The following is a 25,720-nucleotide window of genomic DNA, read 5'->3' as shown; positions in this document are numbered from 1 at the left end:
GGAAGTGCGAGTCGGGCGTCCCTTCGGCTCAGGGGGTACGGGTGAGGAGCCGGCCCTTCGGCTCGGTGAACTCGCCGTCTCCGACGATCCGTTCGCCGCGCAGCCAGGTGGACTTCACGACGCCGTACAGGGTCCGGCCGGCGTACGCCGTGACGCGGTTGCGGTGCTGGAGGTTGGCCGGGTCGACGGTGAAGGTCTCGTCGGGGGCGAGAACGGCGAAGTCGGCGTCGCGGCCCGCCTCGATCGCGCCCTTGCGGGAGAGGCCCACGAGGGCGGCCGTGCGCGCGGACATCCACCGGACGACGTCCTCCAGGCCGTGGCCGCGCCCGCGTGCCTCGGTCCAGACCGCCGCCAGACTCAGCTGAAGGCCCGAGATGCCGCCCCACGCGGTCGCGAAGTCGTCGGTCTTCAGGTCGGCCGTGGACGGGGAGTGGTCGGTGACCACACAGTCGATGGTGCCGTCCGCGAGGGCCTGCCAGAGCAGGTCCTGGTTGGCGGACTCGCGGATGGGCGGGCAGCACTTGAACTCGCTGGCGCCGTCGGGGACTTCCTCGGCCGTGAGGGTCAGGTAGTGGGGGCAGGTCTCGACCGTGATGCGGACGCCGTCGGCCTTGGCGGCGGCGATCAGTGGCAGCGCGTCGCTGGAGGAGAGGTGCAGGACGTGCACGCGCGCGTGCAGGCGCTTGGCCTGCGCGATGAGGTGCGCGATGGCGGTGTCCTCGGCGTCGCGGGGACGGGAGGCCAGGAAGTCGGCGTATCTGGGGCCGCCCTGCTGCGGGGCGGCGTCCAGGTGATGGGGGTCCTCGGCGTGCACGATCAGCAGGCCGTCGAAGGCGGCGATCTCGGCGAGCGACCGGGCGAGCCCGTCCTGGTCGAGGTGCGGGAACTCGTCGACGCCCGACGGGGAGAGGAAGGCCTTGAAGCCGAAGACACCGGAGTCGTGCAGCGGGCGCAGGTCCTTGACGTTGTCGGGCAGGGCGCCGCCCCAGAAGCCGACGTCGATGTGCGCCTTGTCGGCGGCGACCTCCTGTTTGACGCGGAGGTGGTCGACCGTCGTGGTCGGCGGGAGGGAGTTGAGGGGCATGTCGACGAGGGTGGTGACGCCGCCGGCCGCCGCCGCGCGCGTGGCGGTCCAGAAGCCCTCCCAGTGAGTGCGGCCGGGGTCGTTGACGTGCACGTGCGTGTCGACCAGGCCGGGCAGCAGGACGTCGTCCCCGAAGTCCTCCAGCCGGGCGCCCTCGGGCACGGGGGTGTCGTACGGCAGGACGGCCGTGATCTCGCCGTCGGCGACGGCGACCGTGGCGGGCCGCGTCCCTTCGGGAGTGATGACGCGCGTCGAGCGCAGCACCAGTTCAGCGTCGGACACCCGGACCCCTCTCTTCCGTTCTCTTCCGTTCACTCCGGGGAAGGTTCCGGAGACTTTCCAGAAACTTCCACGTAACGGAATTCAACGTTCTGTTGAAGGAGTCTTCACTCCCGCCTTCGCGCCGTCAAGGGCACACTTCTCCACAGTGCACCCACCGCCACCACTCTGGACGTTTCCACAAAGCGGAATTAGCATTCCAGTAGGCAGAACGTAGCTACGCACAAGCGAGGAGTCAACCGACCGCCGGGTAGGCTTCAGCCCTTCCCGCCAGTTTCGAAAGGAACGCGCCGTGCCGACGTCCAGCGCCAGCACCACCGACTCCGCCAAGTCCGCCGGCGGAGGGGTCCAGTCCCTCGAGCGCGCCTTCGACCTGCTCGAGCGGATGGCGGACGCGGGAGGCGAGGTAGGGCTGAGCGAGCTCTCCGCGAGCAGCGGACTGCCCCTGCCCACCATCCACCGCCTGATGCGCACCCTGGTGGTCTGCGGATACGTCCGTCAGCAGACCAACCGCCGCTATGCGCTGGGCCCGCGGCTGATCCGGCTCGGCGAGTCCGCCTCCCGGCTGCTGGGCACCTGGGCCCGCCCCTATCTGGCCCGCCTGGTCGAGGAGACCGGCGAGACGGCGAACATGGCGCTGCTCGACGGCGACGAGATCGTGTACGTGGCGCAGGTGCCGTCCAAGCACTCGATGCGGATGTTCACCGAGGTCGGCCGCCGGGTCCTGCCGCACTCCACGGGCGTCGGCAAGGCGCTGCTGGCGGGCTTCCCGGACGCCGAGGTGCGCGCTCTGCTCGCCCGCACCGGCATGCCCGCCGCCACGGAGAAGACGATCACCACACCCGACGGTTTCCTCGCGGCGCTCGCGGACGTGCGGCAGGCGGGGTACGCGGTCGACGACAACGAGCAGGAGATCGGCGTCCGCTGCCTGGCGGTGTCCGTGCCGGACTCCCCCACCGCCGCGGCCATCTCCATCTCCGGCCCGGCGGGCCGCGTCACGGAGTCGGCCACGGAGAAGATCGTGCCGGTGCTCCAGCAGGTGGCGGTGGAACTCTCGGAGGCACTGACGAGTTCGGGGCCGGTGGCATAGGGCCTGCGCCCGTCCCGCCGATCATGCCGACGACGCAGGGCCGGCCCGGCGGGCCCCTCTGCGGCGTTGCCGTGGTCGCCGACTCCCCCGGCTCCCCCCACGCTCGGCTTCGCTCGCGCAGGGGACCCCGTAACCCCGATCACCGGCGCCGATCAGGCGCTGCGGATCTCCGGCGACTCGACCTGCCGGGAAGACCCTGGCCGGACGGACCCCGACGGGCAGCCGAACGACTTCGCCGCTCTTCGCCGCCCGACAGCTGAGCGCGCCCCGGCCACGGCTCGCTTCCGGCTGCGACTCAGCGGCGCGGTGTCTCCCCGAACAGCTCCACGGCGTGGCGTACGTCCGACAGACCGCGGGCCAGCGCGCTCACCGAGCCGATCGCGCCCGCGATCAGCAGCAGGGAGCGGCGTAACCGGGGGACCTCCGGGACGCCGTGGGTCGCCATCGCGGCGAGTGCGGCCAGTTCGTCCTCGGCGATGACCCGGTCCGGGAACTCGGCCGGGTGCGCGGCGAGTTCGCGGCGCAGCCGGGACACCGCGGTCCGCAGTTCCGCCACCCTCGGATCCTCGTCGTTGCCGGTCACTGCCCTCTGCCCCACGCTTCGCAACACAGCTCTCCCCCCTGGCGCGCCCGTGCGTGCGCAGGTACGCGCGCGTGTTCCCGCCCCACACCCCGCGACGCCGGTCGGGCACCGCAGGACGCGGGCCAGTAAACGCCACCCGATGCCGGGTGCGCCACTGCGCGGACGGAAATTCAGCCCCCGGAAACCGTGCGATCGACAGCACGTCAGGTATGCAGGACGCATGACGCAAAAGGAAGACCGGACGCGGGACCAGGTGGTCGGCCTGCTCCTGGCCGCGGGCGGGGGCCGGCGGCTCGGCGGGCGGCCCAAGGCACTGCTCGAACACCGGGGGCGGCCGCTGGTGGAGCACGCTGTGGGGGTGCTGCGTACGGCGGGCTGCACGCGCGTGCACGTGGTCCTCGGGGCCGCCGCCGACGCCGTACGGGAGCGGGCACGGCTGGAGGGGTGCGTGATCGTGCCGAACCCGGAGTGGGAGCAGGGCATGGGCACCTCACTGCGGGCCGGGCTCGGTTCGCTCGCCGGGACGGGGGCACGCGCCGCGCTCGTGTCGCTCGTCGACCAGCCCGGCATCGGGGCACAGGCGGTGGCCCGGGTGCTCGCCGCGTACGAGGACGAGTCCTCTCTCGTCTCCGCCGCCTACGACGGCGTACGCGGCCACCCCGTCCTGTTCGGGGCCGTCCACTGGGCGGGCGTCACGGCGACTGCGACCGGCGACCGGGGGGCACGCGCCTATCTGAGGGAACACCAGGAGGCGATCACGCTCGTCGAGTGCGCGGACGTGGCCCGGCCGTTCGACATCGACACCCCCCAGGATCTCGTCCACCTCGAGTGAGGGACATGGCACCGAGCGCCACCTTGCCTCGACCCGGAGAATCTCGACATCAACAAACCATTGAACTTCCACGATGAGGAAACTAGTATCCACTGTTCAGAAGGACCTGGCTCCGCCCGGGGCCCCGCTCGCCGTACCCGGTTCGACTGGCACCCGGTGCCACCGCTGAAGGAAGTGACCGCTCATGTCCGCACCAGCGCCGTCCCCGCTGGCCATCGTCGACGCCGAGCCCCTGCCGCGGCAGGAGGAGGTCCTCACCGAGGCGGCGCTCGCCTTCGTGGCCGAGCTGCACCGGCGGTTCACCCCGCGCCGTGACGAGCTCCTCGCCCGCCGGGGTGAGCGCCGCGCCGAGATCGCCCGTACCTCCACGCTCGACTTTCTCCCGGAGACCGCCGCGATCCGCGCGGACGACTCCTGGAAGGTGGCCCCCTCCCCCGCGGCCCTGGACGACCGCCGGGTCGAGATCACCGGCCCGACCGACCGCAAGATGACCATCAACGCCCTCAACTCGGGCGCGAAGGTCTGGCTCGCGGACTTCGAGGACGCCTCCGCGCCGACCTGGGAGAACGTCGTCCTCGGTCAGATCAACCTGGCCGACGCGTACACCCGGAACATCGACTTCACCGACCCGAGGTCGGGCAAGTCGTACGCCCTGAAGGACGACAGTGAGCTCGCCACGGTCGTCATGCGCCCGCGCGGCTGGCACCTCAACGAGCGGCACCTGGTCGACGCCGACGGCAGCCAGGTCCCCGGCGCCTTCGTCGACTTCGGCCTGTACTTCTTCCACAACGCCCAGCGCCTCCTCGACCTCGGCAAGGGCCCGTACTTCTACCTCCCGAAGACGGAGTCGCACCTGGAGGCCCGCCTGTGGAACGACGTGTTCGTCTTCGCGCAGGACTACGTCGGCATCCCGCAGGGCACCGTCCGTGCCACCGTCCTGATCGAGACGATCACGGCCGCGTACGAGATGGAGGAGATCCTCTACGAACTCCGCGACCACGCCTCGGGGTTGAACGCGGGCCGCTGGGACTACCTGTTCTCCATCGTGAAGAACTTCCGTGACGGCGGCGCCAGGTTCGTCCTCCCGGACCGCAACGCGGTGACGATGACCGCCCCGTTCATGCGCGCGTACACCGAACTCCTCGTCCGCACCTGCCACAAGCGCGGCGCGCACGCCATCGGCGGCATGGCGGCCTTCATCCCGTCCCGGCGGGACGCGGAGGTCAACAAGGTCGCCTTCGAGAAGGTCCGCGCCGACAAGGACCGTGAGGCCGGCGCCGGCTTCGACGGCTCCTGGGTCGCCCACCCCGACCTGGTCCCGATCGCCATGGAGTCCTTCGACAAGGTCCTCGGCGACAAGCCGAACCAGAAGGACCGCCTGCGCGAGGACGTCCACGTCGAGGCGGCCGACCTGATCGCGATCGACTCGCTGGACGCCAGGCCGACGTACAACGGGCTCGTCAACGCCGTGCAGGTCGGCATCCGTTACATCGAGGCCTGGCTGCGCGGCCTCGGCGCCGTCGCCATCTTCAACCTGATGGAGGACGCGGCCACCGCCGAGATCTCCCGCTCGCAGATCTGGCAGTGGATCAACGCGGGCGTCGAGTTCGAGCACGCGGGAAACACGGTGAAGGCGACCCCGGAACTGGCCCGCGAGGTCGCCGCCGAGGAACTCGCGAACATCCGTGCCGAACTGGGCGAAGAGACGTTCGCCGGCGGTCACTGGCAGCAGGCCCACGACCTGCTCCTGGAGGTCGCCCTCGACGCCGACTACGCCGACTTCCTCACCCTGCCCGCCTACGAGCAGCTCAAGGGCTGAGCGTCACCCGGGGGTGTCCGAGTGGCCCAGGGACTTCCCCGGGGCCACTCGGTCGCGCACGAGCCGCTTCACCGCCGTCGGCTCCGGGAAGCCCTGCTCACGGCGGTCCCAGACCACCTCGTCGTTGACACGGACGACGAAGACGCCGCCCTTGCCGGGCTTGAGGGACAGTTCCGTGAGCTCCGTCTCGAAGGTCGTCAGCAGCTCCTGCGCCAGCCAGGCCGCGCGGGGCAGCCAGCGGCACTGGGTGCAGTACTCGATCTGCACGGTCTGAGTCATCCGAGGTGCACCGACCAATCCTGTTCCGCCGCCGGTTCGCCGTGCAGGTCGGGGACCCGCTTGAGCCAGTTCGGGCGGCCCTGCTGGGTCCTCGCCGCGCGCTGGGCCTCCTCGGCGGCGAGCTCCTCCCGGGTGGGGAAGTCGGTGGGCAGCCAGGCCTCGGAGGCCCGCACGCGCGCGTGGAGGTAGTCCGTGTACGCCTCCCGGACGTCGTCCGGGGTGGCGAAGCCCTCCTCGCCGGCCAGCCAGGCGTCCGGGACCTCCGCCGCGATGTCCCGCAGCAGCTCTCGCGTCACCCTCGGCGCCAGCTCCGCGTCGGCCGCCCGCACGTCGGGGCCGTAGTGGCCGAGGGCGTGATGCCGGAAGTCGTACCGCTTCCCGGGATCCGACCCGTCCCAGCGGTGGTGGAAGACGAGGGCGGCGCCGTGGTCGATCAGCCACAGTCGCGGGGGCGCGATCCCGAGCGTCGGCCAGACCATCAGGTTCGAGCTGTGGACCGTGCGGTCGACGTTCACGGTCAGTGCGTCGAGCCAGACGATCCGCCCGGCCTCCAGCGGGTCGACACCGAAGGTCTTCGCCACCCCTGGGGTGAAGTCCTTCGCGCCCGGCAGATAGTCCATGCCGAGGTTGAGGCCGTTGCTCGCGGCGTGGAGGTCGCGTACCTCCTGATGGGGCTCGCCGTCGGCGATCGCCGGGTCGAAGTGCACGAACACCAGCTCGGGGAAGCGCAGGCCCAGCGCACGGGCCAGCTCTCCCACGATCACCTCGGCGACCAGCGCCTTGCGGCCCTGCGCGGAACCGGTGAACTTCACGACGTACGTGCCCAGGTCGTCGGCCTCGACGACTCCGGGCACGGAGCCGCCGGACCTCAGCGGGGTCACGTATCGAACAGCAGTCACGTCGCGCAGCACACCGGTCAGGGTATGTCAGCGGCCCGCGGCCAGGGGATTGGGCAGCGGCAGGTAGCGGGCGTCCGCCCCGTCCGCGCCCGTCCAGCGCAGCAGCAGGTTCGTCTTGCCGGGCAGGGTGGGCGCGGTGAGGAGCGCGGCGGCCTCGGGGAGGTCGTGGCGGGCCAGTTCACGGCGGACGGCGGGCCACGGGTCGAGGCCGGGGTGGCGTTCGGCGAGGGCCGCGGCGACCTCGCAGAGGTGGTTCACGACCAGGCAGTACACCAGCCGCTCCCAGCCGGCCGCCCGCTCCACGTCCGGCAGCAGTTTCACGCCCTCGGCGTCCCGGAACAGGGCCTGCACGGGGGTGCCGTCGGCGTCGACGGCGACCAGGGTGTTCTGCAGATGCGCCTCGAGGACGACGCCGTGCTCGGCGAAGACCCGGAGCGCCGGGGGGACGACGACGGCCAGGTAGGCCTCCCACCAGGCCGCCGGGTCCGCCGTGGCGTCCAGGGGACTGCCGTCGAAGCCCTCCACGAGGCCCGCGGCGAGCAGCGGGGTCGCGCCGGGCAGCAGCCGGTCGTCCAGGCCGTCGCGGACCAGGACGGCGAGCTCCTCGAAGGCGAAGGCCGCGGTGCGGTAGCCGCGGTCGCTCAGCCAGACCGCCGGGCCCCGGGCCGCCGGGCCACCGGCCGCGGGGCCGCCGGCCGCGGGGCCGCCGAGCGTCTCGAAGGCCCGGGCCGCCGCCGCGTCGGTCCGGCACAGTTTCAGCAGGTCGTGGCGCCACAGCCGACGGATGTCGTTGGTGATGCGGACGTCGAGGCTGAATTTCAGGCACAGGTCCCGCTCGGGCGCGTACAGCGTGCGTACGGCGGCCGTCGGCCAGGCCTCGAAGTCGGTCGTGCCGAGCCGCAGCAGACGGCCGTCGGCGAAGGCGGGCGCGAGCCGGCGGCCGGCCAGGTCGAGCTGCCAGGGGTGGGCCGGCAGCAGCCGGTAGCCGGGCGGGGCCTCGCCGAGGGCGTCCAGCGCGGAGGTGTCGCCCTCCTCGACGACCAGGTCCTCGCGCAGGCCCAGCAGGACCAGCGGGAAGCGGGCGTGCGCCTCGGGGGCGTACGGCAGCCAGCCGGCGTGCGGACCGCCGCCGCGCGCCTTGGGGGCGGGGTGGTGGGGGTGACCGGTGACCAGGGACTGCTCGGAACGCAGATAGCCGGCGGCCGGCGGGGCGGCACGCGCGCGTGCGGTGAGCAGAGCGGCCACCGCGTCCCTGCTGTCGATCATCTCGGCGGGCAGTTCGTGGTTGGACAGCCCGGTGTGCCCACGCAGTACCTCGGCGACCAGTTTGACGAGCTCGGAGTGGTCGAGGCGGTGCCAGGCACCCGCCGCGTACACCTCGGGTGCGGCGGGCCGCCGGGCGCCGCGCACCCGCAGCAGACGGTCGCCGCCGGGCAGCCGGTACACGAGCCGGCCGTCCCCTCCCGACGGCCCGGGCAGCGGTTCGGCGACCTCCCGCAGCAGACAGTTGAGCAACGGCGCGGCCGCGTAGGCGTCGGCGCGCTCGGCGATGTCCGCGGCGGGTGCCGCGGCGTCGGCGGGCGGGGGTATGAGGTCCACGCGATCCACTGGTTCCCTACGGTTCTTCTGGGCGGAGACGATCAGTATCGCTGTCGTCACGACCCTCGTGACGTCGTACTCGTACCCCCAGGAGCAAACCGGTGCACCGTCCCCCCACCGCCGAGGCCGAGCTCGCCGCGGAACTGGCCGCCGTACGCCCCGCTCTCGGCCCGCGGTACTCGGCCGCGCTGCCCGGGGCGCGGGCAGCCGTGCTGACCCGGCTGTGGCGGGCGCTCGTCCACGAGCCGCTGCCCTGGATCGCGCACCGGGAGGTGTCGGGGGCGGAGAGCTTGCTGCGGCTGCGCGACGGCCGCCGTCTGCACGGCCCGCGCGCCGACCCGTACGGGACCGCCGCCCATGTGACGGACGTGCGGCTGGACGGGGTGGCGTACGACGATCCCGCGCGGCTGATGACGAAGCTGGCGGTGCCGCACGGCGGGGCCTTCGCCGCCGAACTCGGCCACAGTGTCGCGTCGTTGGCGCTGTCACGGGCCAACCAGGAGCCCGACGGCACCTCGTCCGAGGACCCGCGGGAGTGGCCGGTGCACGACTGGGAGTGGGAGCAGCGCGTCGTCGACGGGCATCCGTTCCACCCCAACTGCCGTGCGCGGCCCGGCTTCTCGGTGGTCGAGCAGCTGGCGTACGGGCCCGAGCACCGGCCGTCGGTGCGGCTGGGTCTGCTGCCGGTGCCGGCCGGTGAGTGCCTGGTGTCGGGCGAGTGGCCGGAGCAGCTGCGGGACGGGGGCCGGCTGCTGATCCCGGTGCATCCCTGGCAGGCCGCGCACGTGCTCAAACGATCCTGCGAGGAGGGGGTCGTGGCGCATCCGCTGATGTCACTTCGCACGCTCGCGATGCCTGGCGGGCCGCACGTCAAGACCGCGCTGAGCACCCGGCTGACGTCCTCGGTGCGGGACATCTCCGTGGGCTCCATCGCCGCCTCCGCGACTCTCTCGGCGTTCGCGGAGAGCCTGGCGCCGCGCGCGGACGGCCTGCTGCACATGACCCGCACCCTGGGCGCGGCCACCGCCGACTCCCCCGACCTGGCGGCCGTGTTGCGCGAGTCGCCGCGCGTGTACGGAGCGCCGGGCGAGCAAGTCGTCCCGGTGGGCGCCCTCGCCGGCACCGGACTGCCCGGCTCCGCGCCCTGGTTGGCGGAGTTCGCACGGCTCGCGCTCACCGTCGGGCTGCGACTGCTGGAGCGGGGTGTGGCGTTGGAGGCGCACGGCCAGAACCTGCTGGTGGTGCTGTCGGCGTCGGGCGCCCCGCTGCGGCTGGTCTACCGCGACCTGGCCGACATCCGCGTCAGCCCGGCCCGGCTGGCCCGGCACGGCGTCCCGCTGCCGGACGACCTGCCCGCGCGGATCCTCACGGACGACGTGACCGCGCTGCGGCGCAAGCTGTTCGGCTCCCTGGTGGCGGGCGCGCTCGCGGCGACGGCCGGCAGCCGTCAGGCCCTGTGCTCGGCCCTGGAGACGGCCGTACGGGACCTGCCGCACACCCCGGACCTCGCGGCGCTGTGCGAGAAACCGCTTCCCACGAAGGCGCTGACGCTGATGCGGCTGTCCCCGCAAGCGCCCGGGGACCAGTGGGCCCTGCTGCCCAACCCGCTGGATGCGGACGCGGACTGACCGCGTTTTCGAAACCGGTTCCGCCACATCTTCGAAGCCGGTTCCGTCCCCTCTTCGAAAGCGGTTCCGCCGCCGTTTTGTGGCGGGACGCCTCTGATCAATAGGATCCGCCGATGATCAGAACACAACGGCTGGCGGCGGGCGTCTGCGCCCTGCTCGCCGCGCTCACGGCCGGGATCGCGTTCCCGGCCGGGGCGGTAGCCGACGAGACCACCGCCCTCTCACCCAAGGTCGACCTGGTCCTCGACGTCAGCGGTTCGATGCGGACGAAGGACATGGACGGCGGGACGCGGATGGCCGCGGCCAAGCAGGCGTTCAACGAGGTGCTGGACGCGACCCCGGAGAACGTTCTCCTCGGCATCCGCACCCTCGGCGCCAACTACCCGGGTGACGACCAGAAGACGGGCTGCAAGGACACCGCGCAGCTCTACCCGGTCGGCCCGCTGGACCGGACCGAGGCGAAGACGGCGGTGGCGACCCTGTCGCCGACCGGCTGGACGCCGATCGGTCCCGCCCTGCTGAAGGCGGCCGACGATCTCGACGGCGGCACCGGCTCCAAGCGCATCGTGCTGATCAGTGACGGCGAGGACACCTGCGCTCCGCTCGATCCGTGCGAGGTGGCCCGCGAGATCGCGGCCAAGGGCATCGGCCTGACCATCGACACCCTCGGCCTGGTGCCCAACGTCAAGATGCGCCAGCAGCTCAGCTGCATCGCCGAGGCGACCGGCGGCACCTACACGTCGGTGGAGCACACCGAAGAACTCACCGACCGCGTCAACCAGTTGGTCGACCGGGCCGCCGACCCCGTGGTGACCCCGGTGGCCACCCAGGGCGCGGCCTCCTGCGCCAAGGCGCCGACGCTGAAGTCGGGTCTGTACACCGACCGCGAGGAGTTCGGCCAGGAGCGCTGGTACCGGGTCGACGTCGAGCCGGGCCAGGAACTGCGCGCCTCGGTGAGCGTGTCGGCGGACCGCGCCATGAACCCCGACTACGGGGTGCTGATGCGGGCGGTCACGGTGCACGGCCGGGAGATCGTGCGCGGCGAGGCGGCCGGGAACGGCCGTACCGACGTCATCTCGACCGGTCTGCGCTATCCGAAGGCGGAGAGCGACGAGGACGAGGCTCCCGCCGAGACGGTGTGCGTGCAGGTGACCAACTCCTACTCGGCGGCCTCCGGTGTGAAGGCCACGCCGGGCATGCCGCTGGAGCTGACCGTGGACGTGGTCGACGGGCCGTCGCAGGCGAGCGACGTGGCCTCCTTCGGCCTCGGTCGCGGCTGGTGGCTGCTGGGTGTCCTGGTGCTGGCCGGCTTCCTCGCGGGTGTGCTGTGGGGCTGGCTGTCACGCTGGCGGGTCGCGGTCTGGAGGACCAACTGATGCGGATCACACGTGTGTTGAGCAGCGCCCTGCCGACGCTGGGACTGGCCCTCGGGCTGACGCTCGGCCCGGCGGTCCCGCCGGTCGCGGCCGACTCCAGCCCGTCGGCGAGCCCGTCCGGCGACAGCTCCGCGCCCACCGAGGCGGGCACGTCGTTCCGTACGGCGACGGAGATCGAGCAGGGTCGGACGGCGACGGCGAGCGGCTCCGCGGGCGACTACCTGTACTGGTCGTTCCCGGCGGACTCGGGTCAACGTCCCACCGTGAAGGCGACGGTGAAGCTTCCTCAGGCCCACACCGCGCAGACCTGGCAGGTCGACGTGTACGACGGTCTGCGGCGCCGCCAGGCCTGCCAGTACGGCGCCCAGACGCGCTCCGCCGCGGCGGGCGCGACCTCCGTCGAGCTGGCCTGCGTGCTGCGCACGGTCCGTGCCTGGTCGGAGCCGTGGGCGAACGACCCGCTGCCGGGCACGTACTACGTCCGGTTGACGGTCCTCGACCTCAAGGCGGCCGACCTGGGTCTGCCGGTGAACGCCGAACTGCGGGTGGACTCCAAGGACATCGGGGGATCCGCGGCCGTCGACGGCTCGCTGGCGGAGCCGCTGGTCCCGGGCATCGCCGTCACCTCCGAGACGGAGAAGGACGATTCGTCGGCGACGGCCGTCCTGTCGAGCATCGAGCCGGACGACGGCTGGGCGTCGGGCTGGTGGTCCGACCGCTGGGTGTGGACCGCGATCGGCGCCATGCTGGCCGCCCTCGCCGGCATCGGCGGCTACACGCTGACGCGCGGCTCGGGCCGACCCCGGAACATACCACCGGGCGCCTGACACCGGCTTGACGCACCATCAGAAGGCCCACCGCGGCGCGGCGGTGGGCCTTCTGCCGTGCACGCCCTCTCTCAGGCCTCCCGCAGAGCCTTGGCCAGGGTGCTGTCACCGCTCACGCCGATCCGCCCGGCGCGCACCGCGTCCCGCACGGTCAACTCCCCCTGGGCGACGGCCGTGCAGGTGTCCGTGTCGAGGACCAGCCGCGCGTCGGGCTCCACGGACGCGGCCCCGTAGCCGTACACCGGCCCGCCCGCCGCGCCGACGAACAGATGGAAGTCCCCTTCCTCCAGCCGGACTTCGACGAGTCCTTCGCCTTCGAGCCCCTCGCCCTCCAGCCCGCGCAGCAGGGGCAGCGCGAACCAGTGCGCGCGCAGGGCGTCGGTGGGCCGCCGTTCACCGAGTTCGCCTTCGCCCCACTCCCCCAGCGCCTGGAGTACGGGGAGCAACTCACGTCCCCGCCCGGTGAGTTCGTACACGTAGGCCGCGCCCGGCGGAGGCAGCCTGCGCCGGGTGGTCAGCCCGTCCCGTTCCATGTCCTTCAGCCGCGAGGCGAGCACGTCCGTGCTCACGCCCGGCAGGTCGGCGTGCAGGTCCGTGTAGCGGCGCGGGCCGGCGAGCAGCTCCCGGACGATCAGCAGGGTCCAGCGGTCGCCGACGGTGTCGAGCGCGCGGGCGGCGGAACAGTACTGGTCGTAGCTTCGGCGAGGTGACATGGCACGCAGTCTAGACATGTCGTTGGACTTTCCAAGCTGGAACTTGGTAAAACCAAGCAACACAACGAACCGGAGGGGCGAGCGCGCATGGAGTTCCGGCAGTCGAACAAGTTGAGCGAGGTCTGTTACGAGATCCGCGGCCCGGTGATCGAGCACGCCAACGCGCTGGAGGCGGCGGGCCACAGCGTCCTGCGCCTGAACACCGGCAACCCCGCGCTCTTCGGTTTCGAGGCGCCGGAGGAGATCCTCCAGGACATGATCCGGATGCTCCCGCAGGCGCACGGCTACACGGACTCGCGCGGCATCCTCTCCGCCCGCCGCGCCGTGGCCCAGCGCTACCAGGAGCGGGGCCTGGAGGTCGGCGTCGACGACGTCTTCCTCGGCAACGGCGTGTCGGAACTGGTGTCGATGGCCGTACAGGCGCTGGTGGAGGACGGCGACGAGATCCTCATCCCAGCCCCCGACTTCCCCCTCTGGACGGCGGTCACCACGCTCGCGGGCGGCAAGGCGGTCCACTACCTCTGCGACGAGCAGGCCGACTGGTACCCGGACCTGGACGACATGGCGTCGAAGATCACGGACCGCACGAAGGCGGTTGTGATCATCAATCCGAACAACCCCACCGGGGCGGTCTACCCCAAGGAGATCATCGAGGGCATCCTCGACCTCGCCCGCCGGCACGGCCTGATGGTCTTCGCCGACGAGATCTACGACCAGATCCTGTACGACGACGCCGTCCACCACTCGGCCGCCGCGCTCGCCCCCGACCTGGTCGTCCTGACCTTCTGCGGCCTGTCGAAGACGTACCGGGTGGCGGGCTTCCGTTCGGGCTGGCTGGTGGTGACCGGCCCCAGGCAACACGCGAAGGACTACCTGGAGGGCCTCACGATGCTGGCCTCCATGCGCCTGTGCGCCAACGCGCCCGCCCAGTACGCCATCCAGGCCGCGCTCGGCGGCCGCCAGTCCATCCGCGAGCTGACGGTGCCGGGCGGCAGGCTGTACGACCAGCGGGACATGGCCTGGGAGAAGCTCAACGAGATCCCGGGCGTGTCGTGCGTGAAGCCCAAGGGCGCGCTGTACGCGTTCCCGCGCATCGACCCCAAGGTGCACCCCATCCACGACGACGAGAAGTTCGTCCTGGACCTGCTCCTGAGGGAGAAGATCCAGGTCGTCCAGGGCACCGGCTTCAACTGGCCCGCCCCCGACCACTTCCGCATCCTCACCCTCCCCCACGCGGACGACCTGGAGGCGGCCATCGGCCGGATCGGGCGGTTCCTGAGCGGGTACCGGCAGTAGGGGCTTCGGCGTGTGCCGGACTGCGCCCGCCGACGCCCTGTGACACCGTGCTGCAGAGGCACGGCAGGAAGGGCACACGTGGGCGACCTGTTTCTCGTCCGGCACGGCGAGACCTCCTGGTCGCGCTCCGGACGGCACACCGGATCGACGGACGTCCCGCTCACCGACCACGGGCGGGAGGAGGCACGGCTGCTGGTGCCGCTGATCCGCTCGCACCGGATCGGGGCCGCGTTCGTCAGCCCGTTGCAGCGGGCGCGGGAGACGGCGGAGCTGATCGGGCTGCACGACGTCCGGGTCGACACGGACCTGCGCGAGTGGGACTACGGCGGCTACGAGGGCGTCACCACTGTCGAGATCCAGCGCGGCCGGCCGGGCTGGTTCCTGTTCACGGACGGCGTCGCGCCCGGGCCGCCCGACCATCCCGGGGAGACGCCCGAGCAGGTCGGGGAGCGGGCCGACCGGATCCTGGCCAAGGTCGACGCGGCGCACGCCAACACCGAGGGGTGCGTGGTGCTGGTGGCGCACGGGCACTTCCTGCGGGTGCTGACCGCCCGCCGGCTCGGACTGCCGGCGTCGGCGGGATCGCTGTTCCAGCTGGCGACAGGGACACTGTGCCGGCTGGCCACCGAGCACGGGCGGCCGGTGATCGCCGCCTGGAATGTCAGACCCGGGTCGTAGTCTTCGAGAAGGCCCCGCCGAGGGGCAGCACTCGCAGGGAGAGCACGCCGTGACACGACCGCCGACCGCCGCACAGCGGCGTGTGATCGACGCCGCCGATCCGGTCACCGGGCGGCTGCGGGGTACGCAGGCGCAGCTCGCGGCCCTGGTGAGACACGGGCTCGCGTTCCGGCATCCGCGGCCGCCGCACGATCACTTCCTGACCCCGGCGGGGCATCGGACACGGGAAGCCGCGCCCGAGCAGCCGGCCGATCCCCCGAAGGCGGACACCGGTACGGGTGACGCCGGTGCCACCGGCGTGTTCGCTGCGCGCGTCGGGGGCGAGGAGGGTGTCGGGCCCGCCGGTCCGGCCCGGGCCCGCGAGGTGCACAGTGCGTGGCAGGGGCTGTTGGAGCTGCGTCGCATGACCAACCCGGACGGGGGCACGGACCGGCCCTGCGGCTGGGAGCGCGCGCATCTCGTGCGGGCGGCCGGGCTCGCCCTGGAGGCGGCCGGCCACCGCCCCGCCGGGCCGGTCGGCACGGACGGCTACCGGGTGCGGGCGACCCCGCAGCCGGAGGCGGTGGCCGTGCAGGGGCCGGACGACGCGACGCTGCGGGCCTGTGCGGCGACACTGGAGGAGACGGGCTGGCAGGTCGGCGAGCACACCGAGCCCCGGACGAGAGCGCGCTATCTGCTGGCTTCCCCACGCCGGGTGTGAGGGACATGCCAAGATCGGTGCCCAGGGCATCCAGCGCATCGCATGCTCGTCGATGAGAAGGGGAAGCAGTGAGCGAGCCGTTTTCCGTCCGGATCACCGTCCGCGGTTATGAGACGGACGTGCAGGGCCATGTGAACCAGAGCGTGTACATCAACTATGCGGAACACGCCCGCTGGTCCCTGCTACAGGCCGCGGGGATCAGCCAGGCCGACCTGCTGGGGAGGGGCGTGGGCCCGGTCGGCCTGGAGACGACCATCCGGTACAAGCGTGAACTCCTCGCCGGGGACGAGGTCGACGTCACCTGCGTCTTCGAGTGGGGCGGCGGGAAGACGTTCCGGATCCAGCAGACCATCCGCAAGACCGACGGAACGGTAGCGGCCGAACTCACCTCGGTCGGCGGCCTGTTGGACCTGGAGAAGCGCCGGATGATCGCGAACCCGCACGACTACTTCAAGGAACTGGCCAAGGATCCCGGCCTGTTCGAACTTTAGGGCCCGCAGCTGTCGAGCCGGGAGATCACACCAACTCCCGCTCCTGCTCGGTGTCGTACGTCGCGCGCGCCTGTGCGATGTAGACCCTGTTGCGCTCCGCCCAGACGGTGAGGCGTTGCAGGGTCTCGTGCAACTCACGGGCCACCGGGGTGAGTTCGTACTCCACCTTCGGCGGCACCGTCGGGTGCACGGTGCGGGTGAGGAGTCCGTCACGCTCCAGGTTGCGCAGCGTCAGGGTCAGCATGCGGCGGCTGATGCCCTCGATGCTGCGCTCCAACTCGGTGAAGCGGATGGGACCGTGCGCGGTGGCGACCAGGATCTGCACGCTCCATTTCCCCGAGACCCTGTCAAGAACTTCACGGACGGGGCAGGCGTGCGCGTTCACCACCTGCGAGGTAACACCGGTGTTCCTCTGGGACATCCGACTGCCTCCTTATGCCTTCCTCCATGGTCACCCACCATGAACTCCGTTACAAGACGTGCACCAAGGGCACGTACGGTTCCTACGGAGATTGCGGAGGCCGGCAGGCCATGTCCACGTACACCAGGGTCGAGGGGCCGACCCACACGGCACACCCCAAAACGTACTCCCGCTGGGCATCCCTCGTCGTCCTGTGCGCGGGGACGCTGATGACGATCCTGGACGGCAACATCGTCACCGTGGCGATGCCCGCCATCCAGAGCGACCTCGGGTTCAGCGGCCCGGGCCTGGCCTGGGTCGTCAACGCCTACCTCATCCCCTTCGGGGGTCTGCTCCTGCTGGTCGGCCGACTCGGTGACCTGGTGGGCCGCAAGCGGATGTTCACGGCCGGCCTGGCGGTGTTCACCGCGGCGTCCGTACTGTGCGGGCTCGCCACCAGCCAGGGGCTGCTGATCGCGGCACGTGCCGTGCAGGGCGTCGGCGGGGCGATGACCTCGGCGGTGGTCCTGGGCATGCTGGTGACGCTGTTCCCCGAGCCGCGTGAACAGGCCCGTGCCATCGCGGTGTTCAGCGCGGTCGGCGCGGCGGGCGGCGCGCTCGGCACGTTCCTCGGCGGGGCGCTGACCCAACTCCTCACCTGGCACTGGATCTTCCTCATCAACCTGCCGATCGGCGTGGTGGCCTGGTTCGCGGCCGTCCGCGTCCTCGCCCCGGAGAGCGGCGCCGGGCTCGGCAGGGGCGCCGACTACCCGGGCGCGGCCCTCGTCACGAGCGCACTCATGCTGACGGTGTACGTCATCGTCGGCGCCGGCGACCGCGACGCCGCCACCACCGCGCTCCTCGCCCTGCTCGCCGCGGCCCTCTTCACCGGGTTCGTCCTCCGCCAGGCGAGGGCCGCGCGCCCGCTCCTGCGCCTGCGCCTGTTCGGCTCACGCCTGCTCAGCGGGGCGAACGCCGTCCAGGTGCTGATGATCGCGACGATGTTCGGCTTCCAGTTCATCGGCGCCCTGTACGTTCAACGGGTCCTCGGCTACAGCGAGTTGGCGACCGGCACGGCGTTCCTGCCGGCGCCGATCGCGATCGGCCTGCTGATGCTGGGCCTGTCCGCGCGGACCATGGGCCGCTTCGGCCCGTACCGCGTCCTGCTGGCCGGACTGGTGCTGATCACCGCCGGGATGGCGCTGCTGAGCCGGGCGCCGGCCGACGGTTCGTACGCCGCCGACTTCCTGCCTCCCATGCTCCTCATGTCCGCCGGTTTCGCCGCCGCGATGCCCGCGCTGACCGGTCTCGCCATGTCGGGGGCCCGGGAGGAGGACGGCGGACTGGCGTCCGGACTCTTCAACACCACCCAGGTGGTGGGCGGTTCACTCGGCCTCGCGGTCCTGTCGACGCTCGCCGCGAGCCAGACGGACGAACTGCTGGGTGAAGGCTCCCAGTTGCTCCCGGCCACGGCGCAGGGCTACCAACTGGCATTCCGGGTGGCCTCGGTGATCGCGGCGACGGCACTGGTACTGGCGGCGGCAGTACTGCGGACGAGGCGGCCGCAGCAGGACGGCGGCTGAGCGGGGCAGGACGGATGCTGTGCGGGCGCAGGGGCGGTGGGACGCCGGGGCAGCGGGGCGAGCGGCCCGCCCGCCCCGGCACCAGCAGCCCCCTGCCCTCACCAGCCCCTCCCGGCTCCCTCACCCCACCCCGAACGCCTCCCGGTGGTCGAGCGCCCACTCCCGGTACGTCCGCGCCGGGCGCCCCAGCAGCTCCGGCACGTCCTCGGTGACGACGGCGTTGCCGCCCCGGCGGACGTACGCGGAACTCACCGCGACGCCGTCGGCGACGGCCTCGTCCTGCCACCAGTTCAGGACGTACGCGCGGACCTGGTCCAGGGCGAGGTCGCGGGTCGGGACCGGGCGGCCCAGGAGATCGGCGAGGACGGCGGCCTGGCCGGGCGCACTGATGGTCTCGGGCCCGGTCAGCGTGTACGTCCGGCCCGCCCAGCGCTCGTCGAGGAGTGCGACGGCGGCCGCCTCGGCGACGTCGCGCGGATCGACGACCCCTTGGGCTCCGTCACCGCTCATGTTCGGCACCGGTTCGCCCGCCCGGACGGCCTGCGCCCAGCTCAGCGTGTTCGAGGCGAAGGAGGAGGGCCGTAGGACGACCCACTGGGCGCCGCTCTCCCGGACCGCCCGCTCGCCCTCGACGTGCCACTCCCCGGTGGGCCCCACCTCGGGATCGCCGGTGCCGATCGCGGACAGCTTGACCAGCCGGCCCACGCCGGCCGCCCGTGCCGCCGCCGCCAGCGGCTCGTCGTGCTGCGCGGACGGCCCGGGCAGGCCCACCAGGAAGGCGGCCGTCACACCGGACATCGCGGCCTCCAGGGAGGCGGGTTCGAGGTAGTCCCCGCGCGCTACCTCGACGCCCACGGGCATCCGGGCCTTCGCGGGGTCGCGGGTGAGGGCGCGCACCTTCTCGCCGCGCGCCGCGAGGTGTCGTACGAGTTCGCTGCCGATGGTGCCCGTGGCACCGGTCACGAGGATCATGACCACCACGGTGGCGGTCGCCGCCCTCCCGGCTCTAGGAAATTCCGGCACGCTTCGGACGCCCGCTCGCCCCGGCCGCGCGCTTACGGTGGAGGGGTGACGAACGCCCTTGCCGAGCAGGCCCTGCCCATCCCCTCCGCGTTGCGTCCCTGGATCACCGGCATCGGTGACGTCGTCGTCGACCGCGCCCCTGACGACGCCTTCACGCACGTACCGGACACGGCGACCAAGGTCGTCGTCCGCGTCGAGGAGAACGGCCGGCTCGACACGCTGGTCGTCGGCCCGCGTACGCGTGCCACCTATCACGCGGAACCTGACAAGCGCCTGGCGTCGTGCGTGCAACTGCGGCTGGCGCCGGGGGCGGTGGGCCCGTTGCTCGGAGTGTCGGCGGTGGACCTCGTGGGCCGGGCGGTGCCGGCCGGTGACCTGCCGGCCCCGGCCGCCGGCCGCCTGGCCCGCGAACTGACCGGTGCGGAACCGGAGGAGATCACCGCCCGCCTGGCCGACCTGCTGCCGCCGCCCACGGACGGCTCGCGCGAACGCCTGCTGCGGGCCGCCGTCGACGCCCTGTCGACCCGCCCCGACCGCACCCCCGCCCCCGTGCGGGAGGTGGCCCGCGAACTCGCTGTCAGCGAGCGCCAGTTGCGCAACCTGTTCGCCGACGGCGTCGGTGTCTCCCCCAAGCACTACGCCCGTATCGACCGTGTACGCCACGTCCTCACACACGCGGCCTCCGCCCCGTGGGCCGAACTCGCCGCCGCCACCGGCTACTACGACCAGTCACACATGACGGCCGACTTCCGCACCCTGATGGGCGTCCCGCCAGGGGCGTTCTTCACCGGCCGGCTGCCCCGCGCCACGCCCTGCCGGCCCTTCCGGCAGCGCTGAATTCGGATGCCGAAAACCCCTCCGGCCCTGCGATGCTCCGGCGCCCTGGCCGCACAACGCGTGAAACCCGGTCTGTACATCTGCGTCGACGTCGAGTCCGACGGTCCGATCCCGAGCCCGTATTCGCTGCTGAGCCTGGGCGCGGCGGTCGCGGGCCGGCAGGACGCCGACGGGTTCACCGCGGCCGACCCCAAACAGGCCGAACTGTTCGCGAAACTCATGGCGTGGCCGGGGCCGGGGCCCGTTTGACCTCGCCCTGGGCCCGCTGCCTCACCCCAGCAGACTCCGTACCCTGCGACAAGCGGCTGCCACGGGGCAGATGAGCGGTACGGCAAGACTCTCGCCTGCGCCTTCTGCCACCTCGCCGCCTGCCACGATCACCGTCCTGGCCCCGTCCTGGTCGACGCACTGCGTGACGGCGGTCGCCCATCGGGCCCGCAGCTCACCCGGATCAGGTACCAGTGCTTCCGCCCCGTCGCCGGCGACCCGGATTCCGGTACAGCGGGAAGCCAGCCCGAGCGCGTCGATGCGCGCGGCGATTGACTCCGCCAGGCCCGGAGTGCCTGCGGCCACTCCGAACCGTGCGGATGACGCCTCCAGCAACGCGGCCTCCCCCATACCCACGACCGGCACGCGAAGGACGGCACGCAGTTCCGTCGCGGCCTGGTCGCCGAAGTCCGACACCACGAACGCGTCGGTGGTGTCCGGCCGTGCCCGCAGCGCGGCCGCGAGTACCTGCGGGACGGCGGCACGCGGATCCACCGACGCCCCGCTGGGGCGCGGGCCGTCGGCCGCCGTCACGCCGTGTACGAAGAACCCGTCCTCAGGGCGGAGGGTACGCCGGGCCAGTTCCGTCATCGTCTCGGTCGCGGCGGCCGACCCGTTCGCGTTGATCAGAACGACGCTCCTGGGGCCGCGGGCCCTCTCGGACCGCGAACCCTGAGCACGCCTCCCAGACGAGCGGAGAGCTCGGATCGCGCGGGCGAGTCCCAACGCCGTCGCGAACTCCCCAGCGTGCTCGTGGAAGTACTCGCCCATCCACTCCTTGATCGTCTCCAGGTCCGGAACGTCCACTGTGGTGTCCTCCAGTTCTTCGGTGGAACTTCAGGGGACGACAGCGACCACGGTGGCCTGAAGGCATGCGGACACATCGCGGACAAGCCGGGGCCCGGCCTGCGCTGTCCGCACGTCCGGCGCGGACAACGCGTACTCTCCGGAGGGGAAGTCGCAGCGGAGGGTACATGGGCAAGAGCACAGGGTCAGCACCTTCGGACGCGCCACGGGCAGTCCGGCTCCTGGCCCAACAACTGCGCCGCCAACTGGAGAAGGCGGGGCTGACGAACCTGCGCGCCATCGCGTCAGCCGCTGCGGTGGGAAAGACGACCGTCGGGGACGCGCTCAACTGCACCAAAGTGCCCTCGTGGGACGTCGTCAAGAGTCTGCTCAAGGCGGCCCGTGTCCCGGCGGACGCCGCCTGGCAGGACCTGCACAAGGCCGCCAAAGACGCGGATGCGGCCCGGAAGAGTACACGCCGATCAGGCAACGACCTTCCTGAGCAACCCGGTTCGCCCAGCGCCCCGGTCGAAGCCGGGTCTCTCCGGGCTCCGTACGGCGAACTCCCCCGCTCGGTCCGAGGCCGGGACCAATTGCTGGCCATTCTGCGAGAGGAGCTGACGAGGCCGACAGGACGGGTACAGGTACTCGAAGGACTGGGCGGCTGCGGCAAGACGACGGTCGCGCTGCAACTGGCCGCGGAGGCACACGCACGCCACCTGGACGTGTACTGGATCTCCGCCGCCACCCGTGAAGGGATCTCGACGGGGATGCAGTGGGTGGCCCGGCGGCTCGGTGTCGACGAGGGGCTGATCCAGGCGGCCTGGTCCGGGCAGGAAAGCGCCACGGACCTGGTGTGGGCCGCACTCGACGCCGCACCTCTGCCCTGGCTGCTGGTCGTCGACAACGCCGACCAGCCGCAATGGCTCTGCAGCGGCGGCGCGCCGGGCGACGGCACCGGATGGGTCCGCCCGAGTCCGGCCGGACTCGCCCTGGTCACCACCCGTGCGGGCGGCCCGGAGCCATGGGGGGCCGAGGCGCAGCGGCACACCGTAGAGGCTCTGTCTCCCGAGCACGGGGGTGAAGTACTCATGGACCTCGCGCCCGATGCCGGATCGGCGGTGGACGCCGAGCGGTTGTCCGAACGCCTCGGCGGGCTGCCCCTGGCCCTCTGGCTGGCCGGATCCTTTTTGGCGCGGACACGGCGCGGGGCCGATCTGCTGACGCGGACGGGAGCACGGGACTTCCCGTCGTACGCCGAGGCACTCGACCGGCTCGGCCCCGGCCTCCTCGACCGGAGTGCCTGCGCGCACCGCGAGCCGATCAGCCGTACCTGGGAGCTGAGCCTGGACCTCCTTCAGAGGCAGGGGCTGCCGGCAGCCCGCGGCATCATGCGTCTGTTGTCATGCTTCGCCCACGCTCCGTTTCCAGCTGATCTCCTGGACATCCTCTGTCTCGCCGAGAGCGGAGTGCTCCCGGCCACCGCGGTCGCGGACGACTGCGACCGTGCGCTTGAGGCGCTGGTCGACCTGGGGCTGGTGGATGTCGTGGACATCGGCCTCGCCGGACCGGACGCCGTATCGGTGCCGTGCGTGACCATGCACCCCCTGGTCCGCGAGGTCAACGCCGTCCATGTCAGGAACGGTCTCGACGAACACGTCGCCGGGACGTGGAGGGCCGCGGCCCATTCGGTTCACCAGGTCACACATTGGAATCCCCGGGACCCGCGCGCCTGGCCATGGTGGGAGCTGCTCCTTCCTCATGTGCTGCACGGGCTGGCGGCAGTTCCGGCCGAGGCGGGCGACGCCGTGGACCACTACATGGACGCGGGCCATCAGGCAGTGTCCTACTCGGCGCAGTCGGGCTCCAAGGAAACAATCGGTGTCTGCCTGGCCATGTTGTTTCACCGGGGCGATCAACTGCACGCCGACCACCCAGCGAAGCTCGCCGTCAGACGTCTTCGGATCCAGTACGTCAGAGACGTCGCCGTCGACGAGGGGAGGGACCTCGTGACCGAGCTCCGCGCGACCTCAGGTCCCACGAACCACAAGACGTTGCAGACCCACCTGGTGTGGGCACACGCTCTGCTCTCTCATGGTCTGTTCGACGAGGCCGAGCGAGAATTCGAGAGTCTGGTCGACACCATCGACGGTTGCTCCCCACCGGACCTGCCAGGTGGCCTGTACGCGCACATGGGTCTCGTCGAGACACTGGCCCAGGCCGGACGGGACGAGCGTGTCGCTGCCGAGGCCGGCCCCTTGCTCACGCGCATCCGACAGGCACGAGAGCACGGGGAGCTGGAACTCAACGTACGGCACCATCTGGCCCACGCCCTTGACGCCGTGGCGCTGCTCTCCGAGGCCGAGGCCGAATACCGGTACGTTCTCGCCGAGTTGGAGCGTGTCGGCGCTCAGGACGCCGTCCTGCACTGGAACATGAGCCGGGCCCTGCTGAAGAACCTGGGCCGTCAGCGACGGTACGAGGACGCACTGCACCAGGTGGAGCGCATGCTCGGCTCCGAGGCCACCTGCCCCGAGACGGAGGCAGTGCCCTGCGGCGACTGCGCGGACCTGCGGCGGCTGCGCACCACACTTCGCCGACGCGGCACTCACGCGTAGCCGGGTGCCGCACTGCCGCGGCGACGCCCCTGCCTCAGCCTGCGACCACCGCCTCAGGAGAGACGCCGCCCGCGATGTCCGGGGCCATGGGCGCGGTCACCTCGTCCGCGTTCCGCCCCTGGCCCAGGTGGTTGAAGACCAGGTTGAGCAGGACGGCCGCCAGGCAGCCCGTGGAGATGCCCGAGTCCAGGACGATCCTCGCCGTCTCCGGGAGGGCTTGGCAGAACTCTGGCGCGGTGATCGGGATGATGCCGACGGCGAGGGAGACGGCGACGATCAGGACGTTGTCGTCCTTCTCCAGGCCCGAGCGGACCAGGGTCTGGATGCCGCTCGCGGCGACCGAGCCGAACAGGACGACGCCGGCCCCGCCGAGGACCGGCCGGGGACGACGGCGATGAGCGAGGCGGCCATCGGGCACAGCCCATCAGGACGAGGAAGCCGCCACCGGTGGCGACGACGTAGCGGCTGCGGATCCGGGTCATCGCGTGGGGGAGGGACCGGAACAACAGGACGGCGCGGAACCGTCCCGGGGCGCGCGTCAACGCGCGCCCCGGTCACGGCCGGCCGTGGACCCTGGTGTCGGGTCCACGGCTCCGGTCGAGGGCCGTCCCCCTCGACCGGAGTTCTCGGTCGCTCAGCCCTGCGCGGCGATCCGCGCCAGGCGCTGTGCCTCGTCACGTGTGGAGCGGGCGATGGCGTCCTCGTCGGCGTGCAACAGGCATCCCTCCTCGACGATCTGACGGCCGTTCACGAAGGAGGCGGTGACCGGGGCCGCCGCCCCGAAGACCAGGGCGGTCACCGGGTCGGCGATGGAGGCGTGGGCGAGGGTGTCCAGCCTCCACAGCACCAGGTCGGCAAGCTTGCCCGGCTCCAGTGAGCCGATCTCCCGTGCCCGCCCCAGGACTTGGGCTCCGCCGAAGGTGCCCAGGCGCAGTGCCTGACGGGCGTTCAGGGCGGCTTCCCGGTGTGCGCCGAGGCGGTTGATGAGGAGGGCGTTGCGCAGCTCGGTGTGGAGTTCGCCGGACTCGTTGGACGCCGTGCCGTCGACGCCGAGGCCGACCGGGACGCCGGCCGCCAGCATGTCGGGGACGCGGGCGATGCCGGCCGCCAGCCGGGCGTTGGACGACGGGCAGTGGGCGACACCTGTCTTCGTCCGGGCGAAGGCGTCGATGTCGGAGTCGTTCATGTGGACGCAGTGCGCCATCCACACGTCCTCGCCGAGCCAGCCGGTGGACTCGAAGTAGTCGGTCGGGCCCATGCCGAACAGCTCGTGGCAGAACTTCTCCTCCTCGACCGTCTCCGAGCCGTGGGTGTGCAGGCGCACGCCGAGGCGGCGGGCCAACTCGGCGCCCTGGCACAACAGTTCGGTGGAGACGGAGAAGGGTGAGCAGGGGGCGACGGCGACCTGGGTCATCGCGTCGAAGGAGGCGTCGTGATGCTGCTTGACGGTCTCCTCGGTCGCGGCGAGGGCGCCTTCGAGGGTCTCGACGGCGAAGTCCGGGGGCAGGCCGCCGTCCTTCTCGCTGCGGTCCATGGAGCCGCGGGCGAGGGTGAAGCGGACGCCCATGTCGCGGGCGGCGCCGATGATCGCGCCGGACAGGTCGCCGGATCCCCTGGGGAACACGTAGTGGTGGTCCATGGCGGTGGTGACGCCGCCGCGGGCCATCATCGCGAGGGAGCCCTGGGCCGCCGCGCGGACCATCTGCTCGTCGATGCGCGCCCAGGTGGGGTAGAGGGCGACGAGCCAGTCGAAGAGGTTGTGGTCGGTGGCCAGGCCTCGGGTGATCCACTGGTAGAAGTGGTGGTGGGTGTTGACCAGTCCGGGGGTGATCAGGTGTCCGGTGGCGTCGATCCGTCGTACGACGTCGTCCAGGTCCGCTGGGGCCGTGCCCGCACCGAGCGACTCGACGCGGTTGCCGGCGATGACGACGTACCCGGTGGCGTACTCGGTGTCCTGCGCGTCCACGGTGGCGATCGCCGCGTTCTCGATGACGATGCGCTGTGCCATTGTCCGTCCTTCGCTTTCCGTAATC

The 25,720-nt window shown here is 71.9% G+C and carries 24 protein-coding genes and 1 pseudogene; 14 read left to right on the top strand and 11 right to left on the bottom strand.

The genetic code is table 11. From position 1 onward, the window contains the following. Positions 1–28: 28 nt before the first annotated feature. Entirely contained in the window at positions 29–1,366 is a 1,338-nt protein-coding gene (gene allB / locus OG289_RS39075) for an allantoinase AllB (protein ID WP_327318732.1), read from the bottom strand. A gap of 289 nt (positions 1,367–1,655) precedes the next feature. Here allB and OG289_RS39070 point away from each other — a divergent pair, with 289 nt between their 5' ends. Then, positions 1,656–2,453 (top strand): IclR family transcriptional regulator, encoded by a 798-nt coding sequence (locus OG289_RS39070; protein ID WP_327318731.1) that lies wholly within the window; start codon positions 1,656–1,658, stop codon positions 2,451–2,453. Between the two features lie 295 nt (positions 2,454–2,748). On the opposite strand, the gene OG289_RS39065 is transcribed toward OG289_RS39070, so the two are convergent. Further along, complete coding sequence (locus tag OG289_RS39065; RefSeq protein ID WP_327320944.1) at positions 2,749–3,036, bottom strand: DUF5955 family protein; 288 nt, start codon at positions 3,034–3,036, stop codon at positions 2,749–2,751. A 220-nt stretch (positions 3,037–3,256) separates the two neighbouring features. Between OG289_RS39065 and OG289_RS39060 the strand changes: the two genes are divergently transcribed. Further along, positions 3,257–3,868 carry a nucleotidyltransferase family protein gene (locus OG289_RS39060; protein WP_327318730.1) on the top strand — a complete coding sequence of 204 codons (612 nt, stop codon included), beginning with the start codon at positions 3,257–3,259 and terminating at the stop codon, positions 3,866–3,868. Positions 3,869–4,052: 184 nt separating this feature from the next. Further along, positions 4,053–5,687: a malate synthase A gene (aceB, locus tag OG289_RS39055; RefSeq protein ID WP_327318729.1), complete on the top strand. Its 1,635-nt coding sequence runs from the start codon at positions 4,053–4,055 to the stop codon at positions 5,685–5,687. 3 nt (positions 5,688–5,690) lie between these two features. On the opposite strand, the gene OG289_RS39050 is transcribed toward aceB, so the two are convergent. The 3 genes from OG289_RS39050 to OG289_RS39040 are packed head-to-tail and all read right to left on the bottom strand — an operon-like array spanning position 5,691 to position 8,473. After that, entirely contained in the window at positions 5,691–5,966 is a 276-nt protein-coding gene (locus OG289_RS39050) for a SelT/SelW/SelH family protein (RefSeq protein ID WP_327318728.1), read from the bottom strand. Further along, a complete protein-coding gene (locus tag OG289_RS39045) occupies positions 5,963–6,877 on the bottom strand; it encodes a HipA family kinase (protein WP_327318727.1) in 915 nt (304 codons plus the stop codon). The genes OG289_RS39050 and OG289_RS39045 overlap by 4 nt, the downstream gene beginning before the upstream one ends. 15 nt (positions 6,878–6,892) lie before the next feature. Continuing rightward, positions 6,893–8,473 carry an IucA/IucC family protein gene (locus tag OG289_RS39040; protein WP_442819117.1) on the bottom strand — a complete coding sequence of 527 codons (1,581 nt, stop codon included), beginning with the start codon at positions 8,471–8,473 and terminating at the stop codon, positions 6,893–6,895. Positions 8,474–8,565: 92 nt separating this feature from the next. Here OG289_RS39040 and OG289_RS39035 point away from each other — a divergent pair, with 92 nt between their 5' ends. The 3 genes from OG289_RS39035 to OG289_RS39025 all read left to right on the top strand — a co-directional run bounded on the left by OG289_RS39035 (position 8,566) and on the right by OG289_RS39025 (position 12,295). Next, entirely contained in the window at positions 8,566–10,092 is a 1,527-nt protein-coding gene (locus tag OG289_RS39035) for an IucA/IucC family protein (RefSeq protein ID WP_327318725.1), read from the top strand. A gap of 113 nt (positions 10,093–10,205) precedes the next feature. After that, entirely contained in the window at positions 10,206–11,468 is a 1,263-nt protein-coding gene (locus OG289_RS39030) for a VWA domain-containing protein (RefSeq protein WP_327318724.1), read from the top strand. After that, positions 11,468–12,295, top strand: coding sequence for a hypothetical protein (locus OG289_RS39025; protein WP_327318723.1), 828 nt, complete (start codon positions 11,468–11,470; stop codon positions 12,293–12,295). The genes OG289_RS39030 and OG289_RS39025 overlap by 1 nt, the downstream gene beginning before the upstream one ends. Positions 12,296–12,366: 71 nt before the next feature. On the opposite strand, the gene OG289_RS39020 is transcribed toward OG289_RS39025, so the two are convergent. Beyond that, positions 12,367–13,008: a helix-turn-helix domain-containing protein gene (locus tag OG289_RS39020; RefSeq protein WP_327318722.1), complete on the bottom strand. Its 642-nt coding sequence runs from the start codon at positions 13,006–13,008 to the stop codon at positions 12,367–12,369. Between the two features lie 87 nt (positions 13,009–13,095). Between OG289_RS39020 and OG289_RS39015 the strand changes: the two genes are divergently transcribed. The 4 genes from OG289_RS39015 (at position 13,096) to OG289_RS39000 (ending at position 16,173) form a co-directional block, all read left to right on the top strand. Next, positions 13,096–14,304, top strand: a complete 1,209-nt coding sequence (locus OG289_RS39015) for a pyridoxal phosphate-dependent aminotransferase (RefSeq protein WP_327318721.1) — start codon at positions 13,096–13,098, stop codon at positions 14,302–14,304. Positions 14,305–14,382: 78 nt separating this feature from the next. Continuing rightward, the gene (locus tag OG289_RS39010) at positions 14,383–14,982 is read left to right on the top strand and encodes a histidine phosphatase family protein (RefSeq protein ID WP_327318720.1); all 600 of its coding nucleotides are present in this window, start codon (positions 14,383–14,385) and stop codon (positions 14,980–14,982) included. A 49-nt stretch (positions 14,983–15,031) separates the two neighbouring features. Continuing rightward, on the top strand, positions 15,032–15,682 hold the full coding sequence (locus tag OG289_RS39005; RefSeq protein ID WP_327318719.1) for a hypothetical protein: 651 nt from the start codon (positions 15,032–15,034) through the stop codon (positions 15,680–15,682). A gap of 68 nt (positions 15,683–15,750) precedes the next feature. After that, entirely contained in the window at positions 15,751–16,173 is a 423-nt protein-coding gene (locus OG289_RS39000; RefSeq protein ID WP_327318718.1) for an acyl-CoA thioesterase, read from the top strand. A gap of 25 nt (positions 16,174–16,198) precedes the next feature. Here the strand turns inward: OG289_RS39000 and OG289_RS38995 are convergent, their stop codons facing one another. Continuing rightward, positions 16,199–16,594, bottom strand: coding sequence for a winged helix-turn-helix transcriptional regulator (locus OG289_RS38995; protein ID WP_327318717.1), 396 nt, complete (start codon positions 16,592–16,594; stop codon positions 16,199–16,201). Positions 16,595–16,803: 209 nt separating this feature from the next. Here OG289_RS38995 and OG289_RS38990 point away from each other — a divergent pair, with 209 nt between their 5' ends. Further along, a complete protein-coding gene (locus OG289_RS38990) occupies positions 16,804–18,156 on the top strand; it encodes an MFS transporter (RefSeq protein WP_327320943.1) in 1,353 nt (450 codons plus the stop codon). 120 nt (positions 18,157–18,276) lie between these two features. Here the strand turns inward: OG289_RS38990 and OG289_RS38985 are convergent, their stop codons facing one another. Further along, complete coding sequence (locus tag OG289_RS38985) at positions 18,277–19,128, bottom strand: NAD(P)H-binding protein (RefSeq protein ID WP_442819023.1); 852 nt, start codon at positions 19,126–19,128, stop codon at positions 18,277–18,279. A 96-nt stretch (positions 19,129–19,224) separates the two neighbouring features. Between OG289_RS38985 and OG289_RS38980 the strand changes: the two genes are divergently transcribed. Beyond that, positions 19,225–20,016: an AraC family transcriptional regulator gene (locus tag OG289_RS38980; RefSeq protein WP_327318715.1), complete on the top strand. Its 792-nt coding sequence runs from the start codon at positions 19,225–19,227 to the stop codon at positions 20,014–20,016. A gap of 60 nt (positions 20,017–20,076) precedes the next feature. After that, complete coding sequence (locus OG289_RS38975; protein ID WP_327318714.1) at positions 20,077–20,265, top strand: hypothetical protein; 189 nt, start codon at positions 20,077–20,079, stop codon at positions 20,263–20,265. Positions 20,266–20,286: 21 nt separating this feature from the next. Here OG289_RS38975 and OG289_RS38970 read toward each other — a convergent pair whose 3' ends face one another. After that, positions 20,287–21,090, bottom strand: coding sequence for an aspartate/glutamate racemase family protein (locus tag OG289_RS38970; protein WP_327318713.1), 804 nt, complete (start codon positions 21,088–21,090; stop codon positions 20,287–20,289). A 167-nt stretch (positions 21,091–21,257) separates the two neighbouring features. Between OG289_RS38970 and OG289_RS38965 the strand changes: the two genes are divergently transcribed. Continuing rightward, positions 21,258–23,687, top strand: coding sequence for a hypothetical protein (locus OG289_RS38965; RefSeq protein WP_327318712.1), 2,430 nt, complete (start codon positions 21,258–21,260; stop codon positions 23,685–23,687). Positions 23,688–23,721: 34 nt separating this feature from the next. Here OG289_RS38965 and OG289_RS38960 read toward each other — a convergent pair. Continuing rightward, positions 23,722–24,172 (bottom strand): annotated as a pseudogene (locus OG289_RS38960) (solute carrier family 23 protein); the annotation flags it as partial. Between the two features lie 149 nt (positions 24,173–24,321). After that, on the bottom strand, positions 24,322–25,695 hold the full coding sequence (locus OG289_RS38955; protein WP_327318711.1) for an 8-oxoguanine deaminase: 1,374 nt from the start codon (positions 25,693–25,695) through the stop codon (positions 24,322–24,324). Positions 25,696–25,720: the final 25 nt, after the last annotated feature.

It is taken from the genome of Streptomyces sp. NBC_01235 (assembly GCF_035989285.1).
GTDB lineage: Bacteria > Actinomycetota > Actinomycetes > Streptomycetales > Streptomycetaceae > Streptomyces.
Note: the sequence above shows the minus strand (reverse complement) of the source record. Positions and strands in the feature narration are given on the sequence as shown.